General features: G+C 38.9%; 18 protein-coding genes. 13 read left to right on the forward strand and 5 right to left on the reverse strand.

The window, feature by feature from the left end; genetic code table 11:
* The first annotated feature begins 10 nt into the window (after positions 1-10).
* The 9 genes from MFMK1_RS02595 (at position 11) to MFMK1_RS02635 (ending at position 11,499) form a co-directional block, all read left to right on the forward strand.
* The gene (locus MFMK1_RS02595) at positions 11-949 is read left to right on the forward strand and encodes a restriction endonuclease subunit S (protein WP_366923611.1); all 939 of its coding nucleotides are present in this window, start codon (positions 11-13) and stop codon (positions 947-949) included.
* A protein-coding gene (locus tag MFMK1_RS02600; protein ID WP_366922096.1) for an IS3 family transposase occupies positions 865-2,008 on the forward strand; the annotation gives its coding sequence in 2 pieces (ribosomal slippage) (positions 865-1,139 and positions 1,138-2,008; 1,146 coding nt in all). The genes MFMK1_RS02595 and MFMK1_RS02600 overlap by 85 nt, the downstream gene beginning before the upstream one ends.
* Before the next feature lie 602 nt (positions 2,009-2,610).
* Positions 2,611-5,841, forward strand: coding sequence for a type I restriction endonuclease subunit R (locus MFMK1_RS02605; protein ID WP_366924854.1), 3,231 nt, complete (start codon positions 2,611-2,613; stop codon positions 5,839-5,841).
* Between the two features lie 42 nt (positions 5,842-5,883).
* Positions 5,884-6,165 carry a hypothetical protein gene (locus MFMK1_RS02610; RefSeq protein WP_366923612.1) on the forward strand — a complete coding sequence of 94 codons (282 nt, stop codon included), beginning with the start codon at positions 5,884-5,886 and terminating at the stop codon, positions 6,163-6,165.
* 7 nt (positions 6,166-6,172) lie between these two features.
* Positions 6,173-6,679, forward strand: coding sequence for a hypothetical protein (locus tag MFMK1_RS02615; RefSeq protein WP_366923613.1), 507 nt, complete (start codon positions 6,173-6,175; stop codon positions 6,677-6,679).
* 5 nt (positions 6,680-6,684) lie between these two features.
* Positions 6,685-6,975 carry a hypothetical protein gene (locus MFMK1_RS02620; protein ID WP_366923614.1) on the forward strand — a complete coding sequence of 97 codons (291 nt, stop codon included), beginning with the start codon at positions 6,685-6,687 and terminating at the stop codon, positions 6,973-6,975.
* A 224-nt stretch (positions 6,976-7,199) separates the two neighbouring features.
* Positions 7,200-7,907: a hypothetical protein gene (locus tag MFMK1_RS02625; RefSeq protein ID WP_366923615.1), complete on the forward strand. Its 708-nt coding sequence runs from the start codon at positions 7,200-7,202 to the stop codon at positions 7,905-7,907.
* Entirely contained in the window at positions 7,900-9,567 is a 1,668-nt protein-coding gene (locus MFMK1_RS02630; RefSeq protein WP_366923616.1) for a helix-hairpin-helix domain-containing protein, read from the forward strand. The genes MFMK1_RS02625 and MFMK1_RS02630 overlap by 8 nt, the downstream gene beginning before the upstream one ends.
* 312 nt (positions 9,568-9,879) lie before the next feature.
* A complete protein-coding gene (locus tag MFMK1_RS02635) occupies positions 9,880-11,499 on the forward strand; it encodes a transposase (protein WP_366922135.1) in 1,620 nt (539 codons plus the stop codon).
* 303 nt (positions 11,500-11,802) lie between these two features.
* On the opposite strand, the gene MFMK1_RS02645 is transcribed toward MFMK1_RS02635, so the two are convergent.
* From MFMK1_RS02645 to MFMK1_RS02660, 4 genes are all read right to left on the reverse strand, one after another.
* The gene (locus tag MFMK1_RS02645; protein WP_366923617.1) at positions 11,803-12,912 is read right to left on the reverse strand and encodes a Ger(x)C family spore germination protein; all 1,110 of its coding nucleotides are present in this window, start codon (positions 12,910-12,912) and stop codon (positions 11,803-11,805) included.
* Positions 12,905-14,002: a GerAB/ArcD/ProY family transporter gene (locus tag MFMK1_RS02650; protein WP_366923618.1), complete on the reverse strand. Its 1,098-nt coding sequence runs from the start codon at positions 14,000-14,002 to the stop codon at positions 12,905-12,907. Before MFMK1_RS02650 ends, MFMK1_RS02645 begins: the two co-directional genes overlap by 8 nt.
* The gene (locus tag MFMK1_RS02655; protein ID WP_366923619.1) at positions 14,002-15,549 is read right to left on the reverse strand and encodes a spore germination protein; all 1,548 of its coding nucleotides are present in this window, start codon (positions 15,547-15,549) and stop codon (positions 14,002-14,004) included. The genes MFMK1_RS02650 and MFMK1_RS02655 overlap by 1 nt, the downstream gene beginning before the upstream one ends.
* 393 nt (positions 15,550-15,942) lie before the next feature.
* On the reverse strand, positions 15,943-16,383 hold the full coding sequence (locus tag MFMK1_RS02660; protein ID WP_366923620.1) for a YoqH family protein: 441 nt from the start codon (positions 16,381-16,383) through the stop codon (positions 15,943-15,945).
* Between the two features lie 160 nt (positions 16,384-16,543).
* Here MFMK1_RS02660 and MFMK1_RS02665 point away from each other — a divergent pair, with 160 nt between their 5' ends.
* Positions 16,544-17,977 (forward strand): transposase, encoded by a 1,434-nt coding sequence (locus MFMK1_RS02665; RefSeq protein ID WP_428846297.1) that lies wholly within the window; start codon positions 16,544-16,546, stop codon positions 17,975-17,977.
* A 396-nt stretch (positions 17,978-18,373) separates the two neighbouring features.
* Here the strand turns inward: MFMK1_RS02665 and MFMK1_RS02670 are convergent, their stop codons facing one another.
* On the reverse strand, positions 18,374-20,146 hold the full coding sequence (locus MFMK1_RS02670; protein ID WP_366922124.1) for an IS1634 family transposase: 1,773 nt from the start codon (positions 20,144-20,146) through the stop codon (positions 18,374-18,376).
* Between the two features lie 880 nt (positions 20,147-21,026).
* On the opposite strand from MFMK1_RS02670, the gene MFMK1_RS02675 reads away from it, so the two are divergent.
* From MFMK1_RS02675 to MFMK1_RS02685, 3 genes are all read left to right on the forward strand, one after another.
* Positions 21,027-22,778, forward strand: a complete 1,752-nt coding sequence (locus tag MFMK1_RS02675; RefSeq protein WP_366923621.1) for a LytS/YhcK type 5TM receptor domain-containing protein — start codon at positions 21,027-21,029, stop codon at positions 22,776-22,778.
* Positions 22,738-23,547, forward strand: a complete 810-nt coding sequence (locus MFMK1_RS02680; protein WP_366923622.1) for a LytR/AlgR family response regulator transcription factor — start codon at positions 22,738-22,740, stop codon at positions 23,545-23,547. Before MFMK1_RS02675 ends, MFMK1_RS02680 begins: the two co-directional genes overlap by 41 nt.
* Before the next feature lie 297 nt (positions 23,548-23,844).
* Positions 23,845-25,524: a carbon starvation CstA family protein gene (locus tag MFMK1_RS02685; protein ID WP_366923623.1), complete on the forward strand. Its 1,680-nt coding sequence runs from the start codon at positions 23,845-23,847 to the stop codon at positions 25,522-25,524.
* The last annotated feature ends 39 nt before the right edge of the window (positions 25,525-25,563 follow it).

Here is a 25,563-nt window from a genome sequence, read left to right on the forward strand (position 1 = left end):
GTGAAAAAACATGAGTGATTGGAAGGAATGTAAGTTAGGCGAAGTTTTAAAGTTTGGAAATGGAAAATCGCGTCCCAAGTCCCAAGGTTGTTTTCCTGTTTATGGCGGGAATGGTATTCTAGGGTCTTCTGACTGTACAAATTATGAGGGGGAAACAATTATTATTGGGAGAGTGGGAGCTAACTGTGGCTCAATATATTATGAAAACAATCCTATATGGATTTCTGATAATGCATTAGCAGCTAAAGCAAAATCAAATAACAGCACCAAATTTTTATACTATTTTCTAGGGAATCTTGGCTTGAACCAATATGCTGAAGGGTCCAGTCATCCTTTGATCACGCAAACTCTTCTTAGTTCAATTGACATTGATATATGCGTTAATATAGAAGAACAAAAAACCATAGCTTCTGTGTTGAGCAGTCTTGACGATAAAATAGACCTGCTTCATAGGGAAAATAAAACCCTTGAAGCAATGGCGGAAACGCTCTTCAGGCAGTGGTTTGTGGAGGAAACAGAAAAAAACTGGGAAAAAGGAACGCTGGGGGAAATAGCTTCTTTCAATAATGGGAAGTCAAGGCCACAAGAATCTTTAGGTGGCTTAGTTCCCATCTACGGTGGGAATGGGATATTAGGATATACAGATCAATCAAACCATGAAGGGATTTCAATAATAATTGGTCGGGTTGGTGCATATTGTGGAAGTCTTTACATAGAACATAGACCTATTTGGATTAGTGATAATGCCTTATATGCAAAGCCAAATTATAATGTACCCATGAATTCAGACAAAATTTTCGACAAACTAAGTGAACCTGATATAATAAACGGCAGGAAAACTGTCAGAAAGAAGGTTCATACAAAATGGGAAGACGAAAATTTACAGCCGAATTCAAAACTAAAATCGTACTGGAGCTACTCAAAGAAGAAAAACAGATCGGCGAACTAGCAGCCGAACATGAGTTAAGCCCCAATCAACTGCGCAACTGGAAAAAAGATTTTTTAGAGAATGCACCACAGGTGTTCTCACAAAGCAAGCAAGAAAAAGAGCTTCGTGCCCAAGAAAAAGCTTTGGACGAAGAAAGAACCGAATTAATGGCAAAAGTCGGTCAACTCACTATTGAGAATGACTGGCTCAAAAAAAAATCTAAAGAAGTTCTTGGGGTCGACTGGGAGAATAAGTCTGGTTTCAAAAAATAACAAACTGCCGGTTAATCGGCAATGCCAGTTACTTGAGATCAATAGAACCAGTTTTTATTACACACCTAAAGAACCTGACAGAGAGCGCGAAAATATGATTAAAAACAGGCTTGATTACTGGCATACCAAGATGCCATATCTAGGGGTTAGGAAGCTTCGCAAAAAGCTACAGAATGAAGACCACATTAAGGTTGGCCGTAAGTTAATTAAACGCTATATGGACGAAATGGGAATATATGCGGTCTATCCTAAACCCAACCTGTCAAAGCGTAATAAGCAGCACAAAATCTATCCTTACCTGTTAAGAAACCTAGATATTAATCGGGCAAACCAGGTTTGGGCCATTGACATTACCTACATTAAGATGGGCAGAAGTCATATGTATCTAACAGCCGTCATCGACTGGTATAGTCGTTACATAGTAGGCTGGGAACTATCAGATACTTTGGACACCGCACCGGTGTTAGCAGCAGTTAAAGAAGCTATCAACAGATACGGCACGCCGGAAATTATCAACAGCGATCAGGGGTCTCAGTTCACAAGCGCTGATTACACAGAATATTTAAAGAGCGTGAACATCAGACAAAGCATGGACGGCAAGGCCCGTTGGATTGATAATGTTATCATAGAGCGATGGTTTAGAAGTCTAAAAACCGAACAAATCTACACACATGAATATCTAACACCTAGAGACCTAAGGATCGGTATTAGAGAATATATCCAAGAATATAATATAGAACGGCCACATCAAACCCATGACTACCTAACTCCTCAAGAAGTCTATCTGGGGATAAGCAAGGCAGCTTAATAATAGCAAGACATATCGTATATCAAAGTCAAGTAGGCTGATGGATAGTGCCGCCATGTGGACAACCCTCCGCTACGCTCCAGGTTGACGCACAAGGCTTGGACAACAAAAACCGTGTTGTCCACACTCTCCACAGCCTCGGCGACTGGTCTAAAGTTTACGACGACGATAAAATCATTTCAAAAGAGGCAACTAATAGCATCGTTATTGCTGCTACTAAATGGGAATATCTGGTTCACTTAGAAAATTAAAATTTCTGTCTTGACAAGGGGGACACTTTAAATAAACAAGAACATACCACATATCTATTTTATCTCCTAAAGACTTTAAACTTGAATAAAATGGCTGAAGGATCGGGCCACCCTTTGCTAACTCAATCTCTTCTAAAATCTATTGAAATAGATATACCTACAGAGAGACTTATAAGATCTTTTGATAACAGTGTTAAGTTTTTGTTGAAAAAAATTGATTCTAATAGTAAACAAATGACTACTTTAGAAAAAGTTCGGGATACTCTATTGCCAAAGCTTATGAGGGGCGAGGCTAGAGTTAAAATGTAAACAAGAGTACGGGTGGTATCCGGGGATAAGAAGGTGAACAGGGTGACAAATAGAATAACTGAAAATTCAATAGAGAAATTTGCCATTCAGTTGTTAGAAAAAGTTGGCTACCAATATATTTATGCCCCAGATGTAGCACCTGACAGCGTTTCGCCTGAAAGGAAATCCTTTGAAGATGTATTACTGCTGGAACGTCTACAAAAAGCCGTTGGCAGAATAAATCCGAAAATTCCGGTAGATGTAAGGTTAGATGCAATCAAAGAAATACAGCGTCTAAGTTCACCTGAACTTATTGCCAATAATGAAGCTTTTCACCGGATGCTTACCGAGGGCATAAACGTAAGCGTTCAGAAAAACGGAAATGATAGAGGTGATTTAGTCTGGCTAGTAGACTTTAATCAACCAGAAAATAACGAGTTTATTATTACTAACCAATTTACAGTAATCGAAAACGGCGTCAATAAGCGTCCGGATATTATTCTTTTTGTAAATGGCTTACCTTTAGTAGTCATTGAGCTTAAAAACCCAGCAGATGAAAATGCCACAGTTAAATCAGCTTTCAAGCAATTTCAAACCTACATGGAAACTATCCCGAGTCTCTTTACTTACAATAGTATCATGGTTATTTCCGACGGTCTGGAAGCAAAAGCAGGTTCGCTTTCAGCTGGGTTAAGCCGCTTTTTGACCTGGAAATCCTCTGATGGTAAAACAGAAGCATCCCCACTAATTGGACAACTGGAAACTCTGATTAAAGGAATGCTCAACAAGGAAACATTACTAGACCTAATTAGCCATTTCATTGTATTTGAAAAGTCCAAAAAAGAAGATAAGGAAACCGGTGTCATAACCATTCAAACGGTAAAAAAATTAGCGGCCTACCATCAATATTATGCAGTAAACAGAGCTGTAGAATCTACCTTGAGAGCCGCAGGCTATCTATCCCATTGTTGGAGTGGCTTAGATATCGCAATGGAATCACCAGAGAGCTATGGGCTGAATGGTGTGAACCAACAACCAACAGGAGACCGCAAAGGGGGCGTGGTCTGGCATACCCAGGGAAGCGGAAAATCATTATCCATGGTGTTTTATACTGGGAAAATTGTGCTTGCAATGGACAATCCGACTATAGTGGTTATAACAGATCGTAACGATTTGGACGATCAGTTGTTTGATACGTTTGCTGCTTCAAAACAACTTCTTAGGCAAGACCCTATGCAGGCTGAAGACAGAGGACAATTAAAAAAACTGCTAAAAGTCACATCAGGAGGCGTAGTTTTTACTACCATACAGAAGTTCCAACCGGGTGAAGGTAATGTCTATGAAGAGCTGTCAGATAGAAAGAACATCATAGTAATAGCTGATGAAGCCCACAGGACCCAATATGGTTTTAAAGCAAAAACAGTGGATGCTAAGGATGATCATGGGAATATAATCGGTAAAAAGATTGTTTATGGATTTGCTAAATATATGCGGGATGCCCTGCCCAATGCAACTTACCTTGGTTTTACTGGAACGCCAATAGAGAAAACGGATGTAAACACACCTGCTGTTTTTGGGAATTATGTTGATGTTTACGATATATCACAGGCGGTTGATGATGAGGCAACCGTAAGGATTTACTATGAAAGTAGATTGGCAAAGATTAGCCTCAGCGGGGAAGGTAAAAAGCTGGTGGCTGATTTAGATGAAGAACTAGGTGAGAATGATTTGGCAGAAACCCAAAAAGCCAAGACAAAATGGACACAACTTGAAGCTTTGATTGGCAGTGAAGACCGGGTAAGGCAAGTTGCACAGGACATTGTCAATCATTTTGAACTAAGACAAGAAGTTTTTGAAGGTAAGGGAATGATTGTGGCGATGTCAAGAAGAATCGCTGCCGATCTATATGGGGAAATTAATAAAATTAGACCAGAGTGGCATAGCGATGACTTGAAAAGGGGCGTCATCAAGGTAATCATGACCTCTTCATCATCCGACGGACCGAAAATGTCAAAACATCATTCAACAAAACAACAAAAAAGAATGTTAGCAGACAGGATGAGAGATCCGGAAGACGAATTGCAACTGGTAATTGTTCGGGATATGTGGCTTACTGGTTTTGATGCTCCTCCGCTACATACCATGTACATCGACAAGCCTATGAAGGGTCATAACCTAATGCAGGCTATTGCAAGAGTTAACAGAGTATATAAAGACAAGCCTGGTGGTTTAATAGTTGACTACATTGGCATTGCATCAGACCTGAAAAAAGCCTTATCATTTTACTCTGACAGTGGGGGGAAAGGTGACCCCGCCATTGCTCAGGAAAAAGCTGTTCAATTGATGCTAGAAAAGCTGGAAGTTATTTCGCAGATGTACCATGGATTTTCCTATGAGGACTACTTTGGTGCAGATACGTCAAAGAAACTATCGCTTATTCTTGCAGCCGAGGAACATATTTTAGGCCTTGAAGATGGCAAAAAAAGATACATAGACGAAGTAACTGCATTATCTAGTGCTTTTGCAATTGCGATTCCCCATGAACAAGCAATGGATGTCAAAGAGGAAGTTTCGTTTTTTCAGGCTGTGAAGGCCAGGTTGGTGAAGTTTGATAGCACCGGTACAGGTAAAACTGACGAAGAAATTGAAACCGCCATCAGGCAGGTTGTTGATAAAGCCTTAGTATCAGAGCAAGTAATTGATGTCTTTGATGCTGCAGGTATTAAGAAACCGGATATTTCCATACTTTCAGAAGATTTTCTTTTGGAAGTAAAAAACATGGAGCATAAAAACGTTGCTCTAGAAGTGCTTAAGAAACTGCTAAATGATGAAATAAAAGCAAGGACCAAAAAGAACCTGATACAAAGTAAGGCCTTAATGGAGATGCTTGAAAAATCCATCAAGAAATACCACAACAAGATAATAACAGCGGCAGAAGTTATCGAGGAATTGATTGAACTCGGTAAGAATATTCAAAAGATGGACAAGGAACCTCATGAAATGGGGTTGTCAGAATACGAGTATGCTTTTTATACAGCTATTGCAAACAATGATAGTGCCAGAGAACTAATGCAAAAAGAACAGCTGCGAGAATTGGCTGTAGTCCTCTTTGGTAAAGTGAAGGCAAACGCCTCGATAGACTGGACAATAAAGGAAAGCGTGAAAGCCAAGTTAAAGGTGATTGTAAAAAGGACTTTAAGGCAATATGGTTACCCTCCAGATATGCAGAAACTTGCAACAGAGACAGTGTTGAGGCAGGCTGAAATGATTGCAGAAGAGTTAACCCAGAGTTAAAGAAAAGTAAAGTCATGTTTTTCGCAGTTTGAGGTGAAATTTTTGAGCTTATTTTATAGTGAACTGAAGCATTTAGTTACTCCACAGTCTGCAAAAGAGCTAGTTGACTTTAACACTGAACAATCAATCGGTGTAAGTGGGCGTTTTGCTGAAGCACTATTGCTAAACGATGCAGTCAATATCCCTATTGGCGGTCCTGCTTTAGAAATAGTGGCTTTGATAAGATTGTTAGGTCAAAATGGGCTTGAAGCAATTTTCGACGTAGGGGCCTTAACTTTTAGTTTTCACCCTGGGACGTTTGCATATATTTCCCAATGCAAATAGAAGAGCCTTGTCACTAAAAAATGGACCTGGTATTACGTGGGTTAAGGGTAAAGGAAAAGAATGGGAGGAACCAATTGAAGCGGTCAAGTTCGCGTTAATAAAGCAATTGAATTATCCTTTTGGCAAAGCACGTAGATTTGCCCGAAAGGTTGAAAAATTTACTTCCTTTATACCTCATAAAGAAATATATGAAGGTATTGAGATATCCACGTATGAGACTGCACTACCTATTATCGCCCAAACAACCAATTTCAATGACCTGAGTGTCCTAAAGAACCTTGACAATAAAAAGGATAAAGATAAAGTTAGGCTACTTCTAGATATTGCAAAAGCTAACCTAGATCTTTCTTGTGCATCCTATTTAGATTGTCAATCTGTTTATGGCAATGAGTTAACCTGGCAAATTTTTGGTAAAGCTGTTTCAGGGAGCAAAGAAGATTTATCCAAAATAAATAGGATATTAGAGTTTGAAGATATACCAAAGTCAAGCGGGGATGGTTTGCCTCGGAAATAGTAAGTATGAGGACTGACGGCAATGTCGAGAAATTTAGAGAATGGTTAAGGGATTTGCCGTCTTATCCTGATAAAGATTTGCTAAAAGCGTATTATGAAAGCTTTTCAAAAATTAAAGGTGATAATCTTCCGGTTAAAACATTACGTTTCGGAATTCCTGCTTTCCTGGGCCTGTTGGGGCCTATTGGAACGGCAATAAGTGTTTCAATTTCAGTAGCGGACGCGTTCTGGGGTAATCGAGTCATTAATGGCTGGAACCCTAAATTGTTTATTGAGAAACATTTTAGGTATAAATAGAAAATCGTTAAACCAAATTCACCTATCCCTTCTACGTCTTGTTGGCCAAAAAGGTCCTTTTAGTCCTAAAACTTCAATCTTTGTTTTATGTAATCTGGGGTTGCAAAACGAGTATTCATCGTGTCTCTAATATTGTGCAAAGCAGAACGGAATTAAACAAAAGACATATTTTAACAAAAAAAATTGGAATCATGAAATGAACTCATTTTCGGAGGTAAAAATATATGACTGTTCTAACAGCAGAAAAATTGATGAAGCTGACCTCGCAAGACTTAACTAAAAACATAGAATTGCACGTCCATGATTGCCCGGCAAGAATATCATTAATGATATCCCGTCCAAATTTATTAGATTATTGGTCTGATATTTTAACAGACCTTTCAACGAACATAATTCTGAAGGAAATAGGGTATGACCTATTGTCATCAATATATATAAGTACTAATGGCATGTATAGAAATGCTTACATAAGTTTGAGAAGTGCAGTAGAGCTAGGCATAAGCTTTTTCTATTTTACCGACCATAACTACCATTTTTTGCAATGGAAAAGAAATGTATTTGACATGACATGGAGCAGGTTAGTTGACGTAGATAAGGGAGTTTTATCTAATAAATATCTGTCTTTATTTAATGAGGCTTTTAACACCGAATTATTCATAGAAACAGTAAAAGAAATATATAGAAATTGTTCGGAATATGTCCATGGAAAATATGAATATATGCATTCTATAGGTACTCAAAGGATTACCTATGATAAAGCAAAGTTCATGCAATGGAGTACTATATTTTTGAGGACAGTGGAACTCCTACTAATATTACTTTCAGTAAGGTTTACCGAAAAAATTAATGACTTAAACCAAGACCATAAGGAAACCATGAATGAAATTTATAAAAATTTGGGATTTGGGGAGTTGGAAATAAATAATGAGTAATGTTATGCTAGATGATTTCATTTTTAGAACAGAGGATATTAAAGAAGAAGAACTTCTTGATTTGTACGTAGAGTCAAAGATGGACAGAGAGAATATAAACTTTATCAAAACAAAAGCTCCGCTTTTATTAGTCGGAAGCCGAGGTACTGGAAAAACGATGCTATTAAGGGTAGCGGAAAAGGAATTAGACGATTCTTTTGAGCAAGAAAGGGTTCTTTGTGTTTTGGTTAGCTTCAAAAAAGCTATTTTTTTGGAAGCAGTAGAAGACCCTCAATACTTTAGACAGTGGATGATAGCGAAAATACTTTTTACATTAAAAAGAAAAATTGAAAAAAAAGGTCTTATGCTCTCTGAACCGGGCATCTTTGCGCGTTATTTCGACATTGGTGCAGGCCAGGACGAGACCCTTACTGATAGACTAGGGGGATTTATTAAAGTATTAGAACAATCATCACGGAAAAGAGACTTTGACGTAAAAAATGAAATACGGAAAATCATGAATTATGATACGGAAGATATAGAGATATTGAATGAAGTTGACTATTTGCATGCTTTAGTTGAAGACCTTTGCCAAGTACTAAATATTGATAGACTCATTTTTTTGTTTGATGAAGCCTGCCACAACTTTATTCCTTCACAACAAAGGCAATTCTTTACGTTATTTAGGGATCTAAGGTCATCACTTATTTCATGTAAGGCAGCAGTTTACCCTGGAATAACCTCTTATGGAACGTTTCAACAATTTCATGACGCTTCAGTTAGAAAAGTGGAACGTGACCTTCAAGAACCAGGTTTTGTGCCATTAATGAGGGAAATTGTTAGAAACCAGGTGAGTGATGAGATATATAAAAAGTTAGAGCAACAAGGGGAACTCTTTGATTGTTTGATATATGCTGCTACTGGTAACCCAAGATTATTGTTAAAGAGCATCTATTTATCTACTAGCAAAAGTTTTAACTCCAACAATGTGAATAATACTTTAAAAGAGTTCTATAGAACAAACATATGGAACGAACATACTAAATTGGGTGAGATCTACAGAGGGCACAAAAGTTTAGTTGACTGGGGAAGGGACTTTATTGAGAAGGTTGTATTAGTCGATACAAATGAAAAAAATGAATCAAGAATCAATGAAGGACGAACACAACAAACGATTTATTTTGCTATACATCGTGATGCTCCCGAAGCAGTAAAACATGCAATTAGAATTCTTGAGTATTCCGGGATTGTATCAATTGAGACTGAAGGAACAAGAGTAAGAGGGAAAGTTTTTGATAGATATCAAATAAATATTGGAATCATATTAAGTACAGTTAAGACTCCTACTTTATTAGCCAGAAACTTAATACAGGGGTTATCAGTAAAGCTATATACAGATTATGGAATGAATTCGCCGCACTACCAAGGCATTACCCATTTTTCGGAAGATCAGGTTAATTTTAATGATGTTATTGAACACGTGTTACGAATATCGGTTGAGGGACTGGATATAACAGAATTTCAATGTCAACGAATTAAAGAAGCTGGATTTAAAACATTGGGCGATATACTAGAGGGCAGCGAGGATAACTTGCAAAAGGCTGTAAACATTGGACCGAAAAGAGCTAGAAGAATTTGGAATGTAGCCTATAATGCTACTATGGAATATTTTTCGGGTTAACTAAACGTTTCCAAACTTTAACCGTTTCACCCGTTACGCAGAACCGTATCACAAGTAACGGTAATTTTTACCCATTGGCATTCAGGCTTTAATTATCAACCGTTACCATTAACGGTTACAGAGGACTAAAAACATTTGTGAACAACCAAGAGGAAGCTAAGAAGTTCTGGACGCAAAAACTTAATTTTGATTCCCCTGCAAAAACCCCTAAAAAAAGGTCTTAAAAAGGAAGATTTTACCCCCTTCGCGTCGAAGTAATAATGGTAGAAACCATTGGTAGGTCTACACTTGAGGCGAAGGGGCGTGCAAAGAATGTTTAGAAAAAACGATGGTCATTTGCAGGAAGAATTGTTCAGTCACTATCAAACCATGAACCCTAAAATAGCTAAAATGCTGAAAGATACCTGGGCACCGATTTTTTATGAGCATGTCTTTTGTAAAATAGATGAAGAAGTGTTTGCTCCACTTTACTGTTTTGATAACGGCAGGCCTAATTTCCCGGTAAATATCCTTTTATCATTGGAATTAATAAAGAATATGTTCGACTACACAGATGAAGAAATCTTAGAACAATTCTATTTCAATTATCAGGTAATCTACGCTTTAGGTATCAAAAATATTGGCGAAATATACTTTGCTGAACGCACCCTGTATGAATTTAGAGAACGCCTCGTCAACTACGTTAAGGAACACCCCGATGAAGAAGAAATCATGTTTAAGCAGTTTGAAATCTTAACTCGGCATTTCATCGATAAAGCCAATATTAAAACAGACGAACAAAGAATGGACTCAACCTATGTTACCCCTAATATTAAAAGAGCTGGAAGGTTATCCCTTGCTTATGATTTTTTAGAAAAAGCCGTGAAAGCAATACCTCAAAAACATTTAAGCAACTCACTAAAAGAAGTACTGGAGCCTTCCTTCAAGACCAAACTGCTGTTTAAAACCAAGGCCAGTAAGATAAATGCCAAGCTTGAGACAGTACTCATACTTTGTACAGAAATTTATGACCTCGCTAAAGCAAAACAACTAACTTCAAAAGAGGAAATCAAACTGTTAGCTCGTTTTCTCAATGAACAAGCACATTATGATACAGAAAAGAAAGTCTGGGTGCCCGAAGATAATAAAGAAATTTCTTCCGCATCCATGCAGTCTGCCCATGATACGGACGCTACCTTTAGAAATAAAAACGGTAAGACGAACCAAGGCTATGTTGTTAATCTAGCTGAAACATGTTCGAAAGATAATCCGGTGCAGCTAATTACAGATTACGATCTGGATGTCAATATAAAAAGCGATACAGAACTGGCACGAAAACGTGTAGATACTATCAAGAAAAATACTGATGTTACTGACCTCTACGTAGATGGCGGCTATTACGGCGAAGAAACAATTAACAAAGCTGATGAAGCAGAAGTCAAACTGCATTTTACAGACATGACCGGCAGGAAAAGTACCAGTAACAAATTACCTCTGACAAACTTCAACTTCAATGAAGAACATGAGGTGGAAAAATGTCCTGCAGGTAAAATACCACTTCGAAGCGACTATAGTAAGAAATCTAAAAGTACAACGACCCATTTTGAGAAGTCAGAATGCCTTTATTGCCCCATAAGAGAGCATTGTCCCGTAAAGCCGCAGAAAAAATCAATGGTACTGAGAGCCAGTAAAAAAGCAATACTAGCAGCCAACACCCGCCAAGAAATTTCAAAAAAGGAAATACGACGTGAAAACACCAGTAAAAGGGCTGCCATAGAGGGTACCAACTCTGCAATTAAAAGGGGCCAAGGTGCTAACAAACTTAGAGTAAGAGGCCTGATCAAATGTCAGTTACAAATTGGCCTCAAGGTAATTGGTCATAACTTCAAACAATTTTCCCGAGCAATGAATAAGCCTAAACCAAAAGGCAGGGAAGTGGTGTGTCCAATGTAGAGCAAAACACAGTGAAAACAAGGATTTATTGATGTATATGTACATCATATACCTGAAAAAATCCGGCTTTGAGGTAACTAAACAAAAAATGAGCTTATTTTAAATTCTCCCAAGGGGTTAATAGGGGGTAATCACTCCCTTTCAGCAGGGGAATCAATTTTGTATTCAAATTGGAGCAATCAATGGGACCAAACATGAAATGGCTAGAAGTGGGTCCAGTCAAAGTGAATTTACCACTTTTGCTTTATATGATAAGAATTTAATGAATCCCAAAATCCATCAGCTAATGTTTCACATCCCTAACTATCTAAACAACCCTGTCCTCTGGGTTGTGAACTTTGTACTTACGTTAAATTTAACTGTGGGGTAAACCTTGTGCCAATCATTTTTATCCCATTTATAGGGGTAATTCAATCTGAACTCTTGTCCAAAACCTACCGCATCAGCATTTAAGGCCTGTAGTTTGACCAATAATTCCTCAAATTTCCTTTTGGTGTACTGTTCAGCCAGCTTTTCAAAATGTTTTTGGTTAGCTATACTGACTTCCTTCTGCCGGGGATTAATATCCGCAACCTTTGCTAAAATATCTGTCTTTACATCAAAAATTAGTACATTGTTAACAAAACGTGGTTCAATTTTAGTCTTAGAACTGACATTGGAAAATGAAATATATTTATCATCTTGAGGCACTGTTAGATTTCCTGAGGCGGTGTCTTTTAATAAGGCCAGCATCCTAGTCTCATCTAATGTAAGTTCTCCCACCATTTGACCCTGCGAAAAAAGAGCGACTCCGGCAATTCTATATTGGCCTTGGGAAGGTTCAATTAGCGGAATTACAAGGTCGCTGGTTCCATTGTCCAAAATTTTATAGACTTCCCAAAGGCTAATGGGTAATGCAAGATTGCTTTTAGATTTTGACCGAAAAAAGGTCATAATATATTCACCGGGAATAAAATTGTTTTTGATTTTTCGATCAAGTACTCCTTTTGGGTCTGATTTAGTAATCATGACATTCGCATCCGGAGGAACTGTAAACCTACGGCCAATAAAATCTAATAAGTTATTAATATTATCCTCGGCAGCTTCATCTGATAACATTATGGCATGGGTTTGACCTAAAAAAAGATTTCTCATAATATTGGATTGCAGCTCATTCCAAGCGTCCATTAAGCTGTTTCCTTCCGCCGAAAATGCATAGTGCCGCTTTTCAAACTCTTGGCTGGTTCCGACTACGGAGGGCATTAAGCTCCCGGGCACGTGTATTGCTACACCAATTCTAAAGGCGTGCTGATCGCCCTTATCGAAAAAAACGGCATTAACTGTCCCCCGCCGGTTAATCTCTTCAACATCCCAACAACCGGATAAGAACAACATCCCAAAGAGCAATAATGAAACAAAAAGCATTCTACGCATCGGTCGGTTCACCTCTTCCCAAAAACCTAACCAAGAGCCATGAAACCAATGGTATCAGCACAATGACAGCTAAGCCGCTAATCCGTAAATATGTAAATAGTTGTAGGACAAGCGGGCCCCCGGTAACAGACGTTAACAGGAAGAACATCGGAAGAAATAATATCAAAATAAACCACTTGTAGTTCAATGTGCTAAATAACTCTGTCAAACCTTGGGCTATAACATAGTTCAGGGCACTGATTGTAATCAATAGTTGAGTCATCCACACTATAAAAAGAAACATCCCAAAAGTCTGCAGTATAAAGGGGATGTCAGCTTGCCATGTCAACTCTATAAGCGACCAATGGTAACGCAATGTACCTTCAGCACCAAAAACACCTAGTGTACCAAATACAATTGAAAACATCAAAAGGCTGGCTAGTGCGGATGCCCAAATGATTATCTGCCTGCCTTTGGTTTTTTCGGTAAGGTATTGATAGGTCATAAAAACCAGGGCCAAAGGAAAAAACATATTGGCTGAATGCAAACTACCCATCGGAAGTTTAAAACCGTCAAAATAAAACACAGGTCTGATCTGATCCAAATCAACGTTTTTATAAGATAAGGCAATCACTAGCACCGTAAATATTAACGCAAGCGGAAAAACAAAAGCTGCTAGCCGGCTAATGGTCTCAATGCCTTTTAGAGATATGTACACACTTGTTAGAAGTACGGCAAATAAGATAACAGAGTCCGGAGTTCGTTGCAAAAAATATATATTACTTACATCAACAACTGATTTTAAAGACCAGGCGGTAATGGCGAATAAAAACAATAAGAAGATAAAACCAAGGATTTTACCGAAGGCGTTACCAAAGATATGCGGCAGGTATTCAATAATAGATTTATCAGGAAACTTTTTTCCTAAATCAACTGCTATTAAGATAATCGGAAGCATCAGGATAAAGGCTAAGAGGATGCCTAAATACCCATTATGGCCGATATATTTTGCTTCAATATGTGACGCATCCGTTAATCCAAAACTGAGGATTGCGGTGTAGAGTAACATAAACATCAGGCCCGGACCAATACCTGTTTTCTCTGGCAGCATTATTCTTCATCTCCTTGATCTGAGTTAAGGCGGTCTTCCTGTTGAGGCCGGTACATAGGTGGTCTTCTAAAGCTAGCCCACCAAGGAATTCTAAAATAGGCATCGATCATATCTACCGGCAAGGGAGGGCTCCATGGCGCTAAATATGAAACCCCAAACGATTTTAAGCCGGACAGATGGGCTAATACAATAGTTCCGGTCAACACCAAGCCCGGCACCCCTAAAGCGGCCCCTCCCAGGAGCAGGAAGTAGCGCACCAATCGCCATGCCTGCTCTATTTCTTGGTCTGCAGTTGCAAATGTAGCCAAGACAGTAATAACCATCACTGCAAGAGTTGCTCCAGAAACTACGCCGGCTTGGGTTGCTGACCAACCTAGAAGAATTCCTCCCGCTACACCCAAAATAATGTCTACTCCTTTTGGAACACGGAGGATTGCTTCCCTAAATACTTCAAACGTTATCAGCACAACAAGCATTTCCACAATTACCGAGAAAGGTACGGTAGTTCTGCCTGAAGCCAGTACTAGGACAACGCTTGCCGGTAAGATTTCCGGGTTTATGGCAACTGCTGAGACATACAAGCCGGGTAGAACTATTGATATGAGAGTGCCGATGGCACGGATAATACGTAAAAATGTGCCTACCCAATAGTTAAAATAGAAATCTTCAGGGCTTTGATATAATTCTGTAGCAGTGACCGGTGCGATTAAGGCAAAAGGTGACCTGTCCACAATTAGTGCTACTCGCCCCTCTAACAAAGCACTGGCAACTTTATCGGGGCGCTCTGTTGATTGAAGTAAAGGAAAGGGTGTTAATTTATTGTCCGCTATTAGTTCCATAATATAGCTGCTGTCTAAGATTCCATCTATGTTAATCTGCTCAAGCCTTTTATGTACTTCCCCGACAATGTCCGGGTTCACCACATCATTAAGATACACTATCGCAACCTTTGTTTTAGTGCGTTCACCAATATGTTTTGCATCTATCCTTAGGTTAGGGTCTTTAATGTATCGTCTAACCAAAGAGAGATTGTCTGTTAGGTCTTCAATGAATCCTTCCCGTGGTCCTCGTACAACTCTTTCTTTGGGTTCTTCAATCATCCGACGAGGATAACCGGGAAAAGAGACGGTCAACACTTCATTAGCGGCAGCCAGGAAAATTAAGGTCTCGCCGCTTAACAAACCTTCAATGGCTTTGTGAAGATTACTATATCTTTCTATCTTAGCTGATAATAATAAAAGTTCAGTAATTCTCACATCCAGACCGCCATCATTAACCTGAGTAAATTTACTGATAGGTTTTACCACATTGGACGCGATTAAATGACCATCAGCTAAGGAAGCTAAGTACACCACTGCAGCTATTGCTTGACCGTTATTGTTAATTTGCTTAACAACTAGGTCGTCCGGCTTTCCTATCGATCGTTCAATTGTTTCTAAGTTAGTGGCAATTTCTTCACTTATATTCTGATGTTCAATGACGCTGGAATGTACTCTATCAGATTGCGGTGCTTTATTGGATTTTTTTAAATACTTATCTAACAACATAACCACACCTACCATGCAATAATATTAATACTTTTTCCTTATAAGTAGTTATATATGTAGTGATTGTCAAAGTTCTTATATAGTACCGGGGATGTGACGTTAGATTAGCATGGAATGAACAAAAGTGGGGAAGTCCCCGAACTAGGGGTTCTTTACCTTTTTTAGGAATTGAAGTAGATTTTCAAACAAGGTGGGAGAAGTTTTTGAAAAGAGTATTTAACACCCCGCTTGAATATGCCTGGGCGCTAGGCGGATTTCCGGGAGAACAAATGGCATGGATGTTAAATTTTTTTCTTGCCCCTAATCTAAGTAACAAATGAAAAATGCCTGCTCCAAAAATTTAGGGGTAGGTCTTGGAGTAGGCAAGGCAAATTAATGCTAGTAGACTAAACCTTAAGAAAACACTTGACCTTGAAGTATTACCTCACCTATGCGGTCAGATCCTAATTGAGGCCTGACTTCAGCTATTATAGTAGGTAATGTTCCACCAAATTCCAATAAGGTTGTGCCCACCCAGTTCTCTTTATCCTTTGTGGGTATTAACGGTATTGTGGCTAATGGTTCAAGGGAATCTGGAACTGTGAGAGTAGCCACGTAGCTGTCATATGGACCGAAGGTATCTGGGTCAGGCAGGTTGATTCCCAAGATTGTAACTCGCTGAAGTGGTGGGGTAAATGTTGTTATTTCAAAGACCGAAGCTCCTGCTATAAAGAGGTCCTCAGCATGTTCCGTGGGGTACAAAGGGTTAGTTTCAATAAATAGTTGTCCCGTGTCGTTATTGTTTTGATTTTCAGTAATATTTTTTTTAGTCCAATTATTATCAGCGTCTGCCATAGTATACACCTCCTCTTCTCTTAGATGCTATATAGGCGTTTGCAAAACGCCGCAACCCTTGCAAATTCTATCTTTTTTCTTGCTTAGTTATATAGAACTCCTCACTTGTCTTGTGTAAAATATAGTTAACAGGCAATATCTACATTCAACAAGAAAGGAGATCTATTCTGTGAAATTTAAACAATTATCCCTATCTGATATTTATGACGGTTGTCTTGATTTCGTTGATAAGGATAAACCTCGGTTTCTAGCGCTTCTTGAAGAGCATATTCAACTTTCAGAGTATATTTCGCTGAGTTTCTATCAGGCTTTTTACAAGCACTTTGGTCGCAAACGAAAATTTAAGCTTGAGTCTTTTCTTTATGCACTCATCATTCAGAGAATCTTTTCTATTCCTACAGATGCGCTTCTGATTATTTTTTTGAATTTTTCCAAGGAAATCCGTGAATTCTGTGGTTTTTCTAAAGTACCTGATGCATCAAAATTTACACGATTTAAGCAAGATTTTTCTAAACATCTTCAAACACTTTTTGATAACCTTGTTGATCAAACTGAACCTATTTGTGAGCAAATTAACTCAGAACTTGCTTCATATCTCGTCTTTGATACCTCTGGCGTTGAAGCTTACGTTACTGAGAATAATCCTAAGTTTATCAATCGCTTAATCAAGCAGCTTAAGTCTCAATACAAAGGCAACTCTTCTGTTGACCCATACAAAATGGCATACGGCATTATGCCTTCCTGCGCATCATCAAATCCAAATGTCAAACAGCTTTACATCAATGGCCATTTTTGCTATGTCTATAAATTTGGTATGCTCACAAATGGCCTTGGTATAGTCAGAAATATTTCCTTTTTTGATGAAGACTTTATAAATGCACACCCTGAAATCCCAATAGAGAAAAAGTCTGATTCCCCTGATGAAGATAAATCCTTATCCGATTCTAAAGCACTTAAACCTGTTCTGCGCGACTTTTTTAAAACACATACTCATTTTAAACCCAGCACGTTTATTGGCGATGCTGCTTTTGATACAAACGATTCCTATAACTTTTTATTGAAGGATTGTCACTTTTTAAAAACAGTCATTCCTCTGAACGAACGAGGTTCTAAGAACCTCCCTGAACCCGGGTTCAACGAATCTGGACAACCTCTGTGTCCGTTAGATTCTTCTTTACCCATGAAATATGAAGGTAAAGCGCCCTTAAGGAGTGGCGTTGTTAGAGATAAATGGGTTTGCCCAAAAATGAAGTGGAAAGGTTCTAAACGCATTACTTTATGTGAACATCCTTGCTCCGACTCTCCTTCTGGTAGAATGTTTTATACCTATCCTGAAAAAGACTTAAGACTTTATCCTGGCATTATTAGAGACACCCCTGAATGGATTGATATCTACAAAAATCGTTGCGTTATTGAGCAAACCATTCAACACTTTAAATCCAATTTTGGCGTCGCCAACAGAAAAACTACAAATGCTTTAACCATTAAGGCTGACTTACTCCTTGCAGGAATTACTCAACTGCTTACCGTTATTCTTGCAGACAAACTCCATAAACACGAACTCATCAGAAGCCTTAAACCTCTTTTGGCTTAGCAAATCCTTTATACTTGCTCTTTCAACCCGCAAAATACTTGCGGTTATTTGTGCCGAATTTTTTCTGTCCAACCTCTGCTTAAAATTTTCTGTCCTCTTTATTAAACTTTCTGATTAGCTGCCTACGTTAAATTTTGAATTTCGCAATTACCTATAGATGCTATATAGTACGCTGCATAATGAGAGCGTGTGCAGAAAAAATACAGGCATTGTAAATATTGCTTTATGCATACCGAAAAACTATAGATTTTTTATGTTGGATTACTTGCGCAGCATAAGGTTATCTGCTATAATCCTGAGTTTTACAGCAAAAACGATTAAAAAAACCCGTTGCCCCAGTATTACCAAGGGCTAGCGGGTTTTGTATTTTGTCAAAAACTTGTAGTGTATTGACACTTATTTTTTGTATTGCAAAATTTTTTTGATCGCTGCCTGAGACATAATCTTTTTACTTAAGTCAAAGCCAAAGACAGACTCAATGGATTCTATTACATCATCTCGATAATCAAACAGGTAATAGTTTTGTTCCAAATAGGAGCAGGAATAGCTAATCAAAGAATTGCGAATCTGCTTCACAGTATGTTTTTTCTCTAGCATCTGTTCAAGAACCCGCATGATTACGAGTGCTACAAAACATACCAGAAAATGTGCTTCTACATGTGCATCTTTTTTTACATATACAGGTCTCGCCTTGAATTCACTCTTGATTACTTTAAAGGATTCTTCGATTTCCCAAAGTCCCTTGTAAATATCACGAATTTCTCTATCTGATAAATGCTTTTCACTGGTAACAATGGAATAGTATCCATCATATTTTTCTTCCTTCTGAATTCTTGCTTCATTCAGGGAAAGAACAAGCCCGTCAGGTATTTCACCTGTTTGTTTTAAGAATTTGATATTGCTTACATAGCCGGCAGCTCCAATGCTGGTAGCTCTTGTATATTTTCCGGGTTTGGCAATCAGTTCCTTTGCCTTCGCAATAGCCTTATCTCTGTCTTTTTTCTGTTTTTTGGCGTATTTATCGGAATAGTAGACCATCTGTTTCTGAAATATTTCCATCTTTTGGGCACGCTTGCCATCTGTTCCCTTTAACTGTATTTTCTTTGCATGAATGCGGAATTTGTGCTTAAAAAAGACGGTATTTCCATCCTTATCTTCTTCTTTGTCTATTAAATAATCTTCCTGATTTAATACCCATTCTTTAAATTCTTTGTCAGCACCGAGAACACTCTGTCCATAAACATAGCCGTCATTACCTGCCATGTCATCATGGTTCTTTCCCGAAAGAAAAGTGGTATTATCACTAGTGTTAAGCCCCCTGTCTGCTACAACGATAATACGTTCCAAGGCGAAATCTCTCTTTACACGGCGAATTGTTGGAAGTAGAGAGAGTTTTTCACTTTCGCCACCAGAAAAAGTATTGAAGGCCATGGGGATTCCATTAGTATCCATCAGGAGTCCCATTTGAATGATGGGATCTTTACGGTGCTCTTTAGATGGGCCACGTTTTTTTTGACCCTTTTTAATCATATTCCCGTCTTCATCGTATTCATCTTCATCCTCATAAGGGATCTCGAAGTAGTAGTTGGTGACATCATAATATCCAAGCTGGTTATCTCTTGCTATAAGTTCCGATATTCTACTATGGAGATGCCGTTGGATCTCATTTGAATATCCGGCAAAGTAATCCAGAGCACGGTAAATGTCAGCCAGTGAAAAGTCAAAGGATTCAAAGAAATAATCCTTGGTTTCAAAGGCGTGTCTTTTTGATGAAGGAAATAAAAAGCGGTTGAAAATGAGCAGACTGAATATGCTGTTTAGGTTATAATCTACGATTAAATGCCTTTGCTTGTTCTGGAAATATTCTCTAAGACCAAGTAGAGAGTATACTGATTTTGGCACAGTATAACCAAGATTTTTGCGCAATGCTGCTTGATCCGGAAGCTTAGCTAACAGGTCAAGTTCTAGTTTTTTTTGCGGAACTTCGTTCTTGGTACGTTCCTTTGCAACCCGCTTGAAATGTGCAATAGGATCAGGATATTCCTTTTCCAGATCTTCAAGATAGCCAAGTTTCTCAACTGTTTTTTGTTTTACCTTTCCATTCTGTCTATAACCTTGGACAAAAGACAAATAGACCTTACCATTACTGATACTTTTCTTTACATACATAAATTCACCTCTAATCCCATAATATCACAATACACGACGATATACAACATATAAATGCATAAAGATTGACAAAAGAAAAGCCCGACTTCTCGGGCTTCAGAGCGGTTTTTTATATGTAGTTGGTGTAAAACAACGGTGTCCAACCTCTGCTTAAAATTTTCTGTCCTCTTTATTAAACTTTCTGATTAGCTGCCTACGTTAAATTTTGAATTTCGCAATTACCTATAGATGCTATATAGTACGCTGCATAATGAGAGCGTGTGCAGAAAAAATACAGGCATTGTAAATATTGCTTTATGCATACCGAAAAACTATAGATTTTTTATGTTGGATTACTTGCGCAGCATAAGGTTATCTGCTATAATGGCATCAAGCACCATCCCTATAGAAATCTGGTTCAAATGTTCTTGAAAGACCATTTTGGTTTTTGCAGGTAGTTTAATCAGTCTAAGGATAGTGTTTTTTTCTTTACCAAAGTTGTTTCAATTTTGTTAGGGTTTGATTAGTTGAAGTATAAGTTAGGAAGTGTATTAAGTATCTGTATGGTTACAAATCTAGGTAAGTTCAAATTAAGTATGTTAAGTTGTTCGGTTAAACTATAGGGATGGTTGCTAAAAGGGGTTTGCAATATTGCAAACCCCTTTTTAATTATTTTTGGAGGAAAGGTTTTTAGAAAAACTTGCGCCGGAATGTACGTACATGACAGGTTTCAGGCCCCTCAGCATAGGGCGCGGTTTTCATAAGTTATAATGGCTTTGCCGATTAGTTTAGGCGAAATTCTGATATGCAGAAGAGGATATGTCTTCTAATAAGCGTTAACTATAGAGTGCTATTATGATAAAATAAGACTATACTAGCTGGTATAGGAAAGGTGAGGCCCATGTGGCAGCTGATAATAGCTCTGGGACTGCGAATGAGCGTAGTGGCGACTTTAGCATTTATATTCACGAGGACAAGGTTGTCCAGGAAGCTTATTAAAAGACAACTTACATGGAAGGATAAAGTACCCCTTATTCTAATTTTTGGCGGCATGGGAGTGTTGGGTACCTACAATGGTATCCAGATGGAAGGCGGTGCTATTGCCAATTCCCGTGTGGTAGGAGTCATGACCGGGGGTCTGCTGGGGGGACCTGTAGTGGGAATAGCTGCTGGTCTAATTGCCGGTATTCACCGTTATTTTGCGGGCGGGTTTACTGCTCTGTCCTGTGCCCTGGCAACCGTCGTTGAAGGAGCTGTGGGCGGGCTGGTTTACCGTCATGTTGGCCTTGAAAAACTTAACTGGCAGGTTGCTCTTTGGGCTGGTTTTGCGGCGGAAATTGTTCAAATGATAATAATCTTGATAGTTGCTAAACCTTTTTCTATGGCCTTGGAACTAGTAAAAGTTATCGGTATTCCAATGATTCTTGTAAATTCTGCCGGTGCCGCATTATTTATTATGATAATTCTTAGTATCTTTCAAGATCAGGAAAAAGCTGGTGCTGTACAAGCTCAAAAGTCTTTGGAAATTGCCGGTAAAACACTTTCGCACTTGCGGAAGGGCTTAAACATGGAGTCGGCTGCGAAGGTGGCAAGAATTATTTATGATAATTGTGATTTTAAAGCGGTGGCCATAACTAATCAAGAGCAAATCCTTGCTCATATTGGTGCGGGAGGTGACCACCACCGCCCTGGCGCAACTAACTTTACGGGTGCCACAAGAAAATGTTTAGCCGGTGGGCAAATTACATTAGCTAGAAGCAAAAAGGATATAAACTGCCAAAACTCTAATTGTCCCCTTGGCTCGGCGGTACTTGTTCCGCTTCGGCGTAAAGAGGCCATACTTGGAACTTTGAAATTATATCATGTTTCGGAGGGTTCCGTTAACACCATTGACCTTGAGTTTGCTAAGGGATTGGCACACCTGTTTTCCACCCAGTTGGAATTGGCAGCATTGGAAGAACAATCGAGGATGTTAGATAGTGTTAAACTAAAGGCCCTTCAGGCTCAGATTAACCCTCACTTCCTATTTAATGCGCTAAATACTATCGTTTCCCTGGTAAGGACAAAACCTGAAACAGCAAGGGAACTATTAATAGAATTAGGAGATTTTTTCCGGAATAATTTAAAATATGGAGAGGATTTTGTATCATTGAAGCAGGAACTGCAGCATGTTCAGTCGTATCTGGCAATTGAAGTGGCCAGGTTTGGTGAAAAAATCCAGGTTCAATATGATATGGATGAAAGTTGCTTTGACAGGAGGTTTCCTGCCTTATTACTACAGCCATTGGTGGAAAATGCAGTTAAACATGGTATTCTTCCGCAAAAGGGTGGTGGTAAAATCATTATAACAGCTAAAGAGGACGATCAAGAGATGCAGGTATCTGTGGAAGACAACGGTGTCGGTATGAATAGTAACACCATTAGTACACTATTTGAAAAGAAGTGTTCTTCAGCTTCCGGCATCGGCATCGGTATCGGTTTAACTAATGTAAATGAACGTTTAAAAAGTATATACGGAGTAGATTTTGCACTAATTATTAGAAGTTCACCCGGCGAGGGCACTGTTATGAGTTTTACTATACCATTTAAAACCATACGGGAGGTGGAAACGGATGTTGGAACCACCGGTGTTACGAGTGGTGTTGGTCGATGACGAGGCTCCCGCTCGGGATGAAATTCAATATTTATTGGCTGAGTTACCGGATATAATAATATGTGGGCAGGCGGATAATGGTAAATCAGCCTTGGATATTATTAGGGAAATTAAACCGGATGTTATATTTCTTGATATACAGATGTATGACTTAAATGGTTTTACAGTAGCTGAAATGCTGTTGCGAATGGAAAATCCCCCTTTAATTATTTTTATAACCGCCTATGAAGAGTACGCTGTACGTGCCTTTGAAGTTAATGCTATTGATTACGTTTTAAAGCCTTTTTCAAGAAAACGTCTTTATGATTCAGTTGACAAAGTACGAACCATTATTGCTAATAACGAGAAGGTAGATTTTTTAAAACGGGTTACTTCTCTAATTGAAGCAAAAAGTAATTTATCAAAAGAAAATTTGCTAGTGCCCTCATGTAATAAATATTTCAAGTTTACTGTGGAAAGAGACGGGAAAATATTTCCCCTTGATACAGACGAAATATATTTTGCTTATGTGGAAAATAAAGAAACTAAATTAGTTACCCAAAAAGGCGAATTTTTTGTTAATCGCTCACTTCAGTCTTTAGAGGAAGAGTTTGCGGACAAAGGTTTTTTTCGTACACACAAAGCCTGCGTGGTAAATTTAGATCAGATTGATGAAATAATTCCCTGGTTTAACTGTACCTTTAAACTGGTAATGAAAGATACAAACAAGACAAAAGTACCGGTTAGCAGGACTTATGGTAAAGAACTAAAGAAGCTTTTTAATCTGTAGGTTAGGCTGCCAAAAGTGCAGCTTAGCCCTTTTTTTGTGTATTTTGGCGGCAATTGTTCCTGCTAAGGGCAAATTTTGTATATAATTTTCTATAAATTCAGTTTATTCGGGAGAGTTCTTAGGAATAGTTGATACTTTTACTTTCTATTATGTTGAAGCAAAAATACCATTTGCCATAACCATAATAGGGTTGACTCTGTTGAGTAATTGGCGGGGGGAGATATCATGTAAATATTAGATGTAATTATACTTTAATTGGTGGTTTATTAAGGGTTAATTTAGAAAGGAGGAACTATATTGAACTCTCTTATTATTGCTGTACTGGCTTATGTAGGTTTTATCATTGCTTACCGCACATATGGTACGTATTTAAGCAAACGCATTTTCAATCTAGATCCAAATAGGCAGACTCCGGCCCACGAGTTTGAAGACGGTATGGACTTTGTACCCACCAAAAAGGAAATCTTATTTGGTCATCATTTTACTAGTATTGCCGGGGCTGCGCCCATTGTCGGGCCGGCTATTGCCGTAATGTGGGGGTGGGTGCCGGCGCTATTATGGGTTGTCTTTGGTTCAATTTTTATGGGTGCAGTGCATGATTTTGGTGCATTGGTATTATCAGCCAGACACCAGGGACGATCAGTCAGCGATATTACAAAAGATTTAATCGGCCCTCGGGCCAGAACGCTCTTCTTACTGCTTACAATGTTTGCCCTTTTGATAGTTATTGCGGTATTTGGATTGGTAATCGCTGTTCTCTTTACTTCTTATCCTCAGAGTGTACTGCCTATCTGGTTTGAGATACCAATTGCCATTGCTGTAGGCTATTATCTTTATAAGAAGTCGGGTAACAGCACTTTGGCCGGATTGGTGGCTGTTGTCTTAATGTACGTATTTGTGATTATTGGGGTATATTTTCCCATCGAAATACCGGCATTTATTGGCGGAAATATTATTTATACTTGGGTAGTTATCTTATTAATATACGCATATATCGCTTCAACCCTGCCGGTGTGGGTGCTGCTTCAACCCCGCGATTATATCAATTCCCACCAATTATATGTCGGTTTGGGATTGATGTTCTTAGGACTGGTGGTCAGTCACCCGCCAATTGTGGCACCTGCAGTTAATATGAATGTGGCCGACGGGCCGGCATTTTTACCATTTTTATTCATCACCATCGCCTGCGGGGCCCTGTCCGGATTTCACAGCATGGCGGCATCAGGTACCACGGTTAAGCAGCTAGACAACGAAACCGATGCCAAAGCTATTGGTTATGGTGCTATGCTGATGGAAGGTGCCCTGGCTGTTATGGCTATTTTGGCAGCGACTGCCGGGTTTAAGTCGTTGGAGGCCTGGAATGGGCATTATGCCAGTTGGGCAGCTGCCTCCGGTCTTGGGGCAAAGGTAGGTGCTTTTGTGGAAGGTGGAGCAACTTTCGTAAACGGGTTGGGTATCCCCTTGGATATCGCCACGGGCGTTCTAGCGGTGCTGGTAGTCAGCTTTGCCTCTACCACCCTGGATTCTGCCACCAGAATTCAGCGGTATATTATTGCCGAGTTGGCGGAAGACCTCAATATTAAGGTATTTACTAAGAGGCACCCGGCCACACTGTTGGCGGTAGTAAGCGCCTTTATTCTTGCTTCCATTAACGGTGGTAAAGGAGGCTTAATCCTGTGGCCGTTATTTGGTGCTACCAACCAGTTAATGGCGGGCTTGGCTTTATTGGTAGTTACCGTATGGCTGCTGAAATTGAAAAAGCCCACGGCAATCGCCATGGTGCCCATGATATTTATTATCTTTATGACATCCTGGGCCATGCTCATCAATGTACGTAATTTCATTGCCAGCGGAAATACGCTGCTGTTGGTGCTCAGTGTATTGATGATAGCTTTGGAGATTTGGGTAATTATTGAGGCGATTTTTGTCTATAGCAGTACTAAGAAAACAATAATGGATGAAAATATTAAGGCTTAGAAAAACTTGGCAGGTGAAAAACTAAAATAAAATAGTGTA

Origin of the sequence: Metallumcola ferriviriculae (assembly GCF_035573695.1) — a bacterium.
In the GTDB taxonomy this organism is placed as follows: Bacteria; Bacillota; JADQBR01; order JADQBR01; family JADQBR01; genus Metallumcola; species Metallumcola ferriviriculae.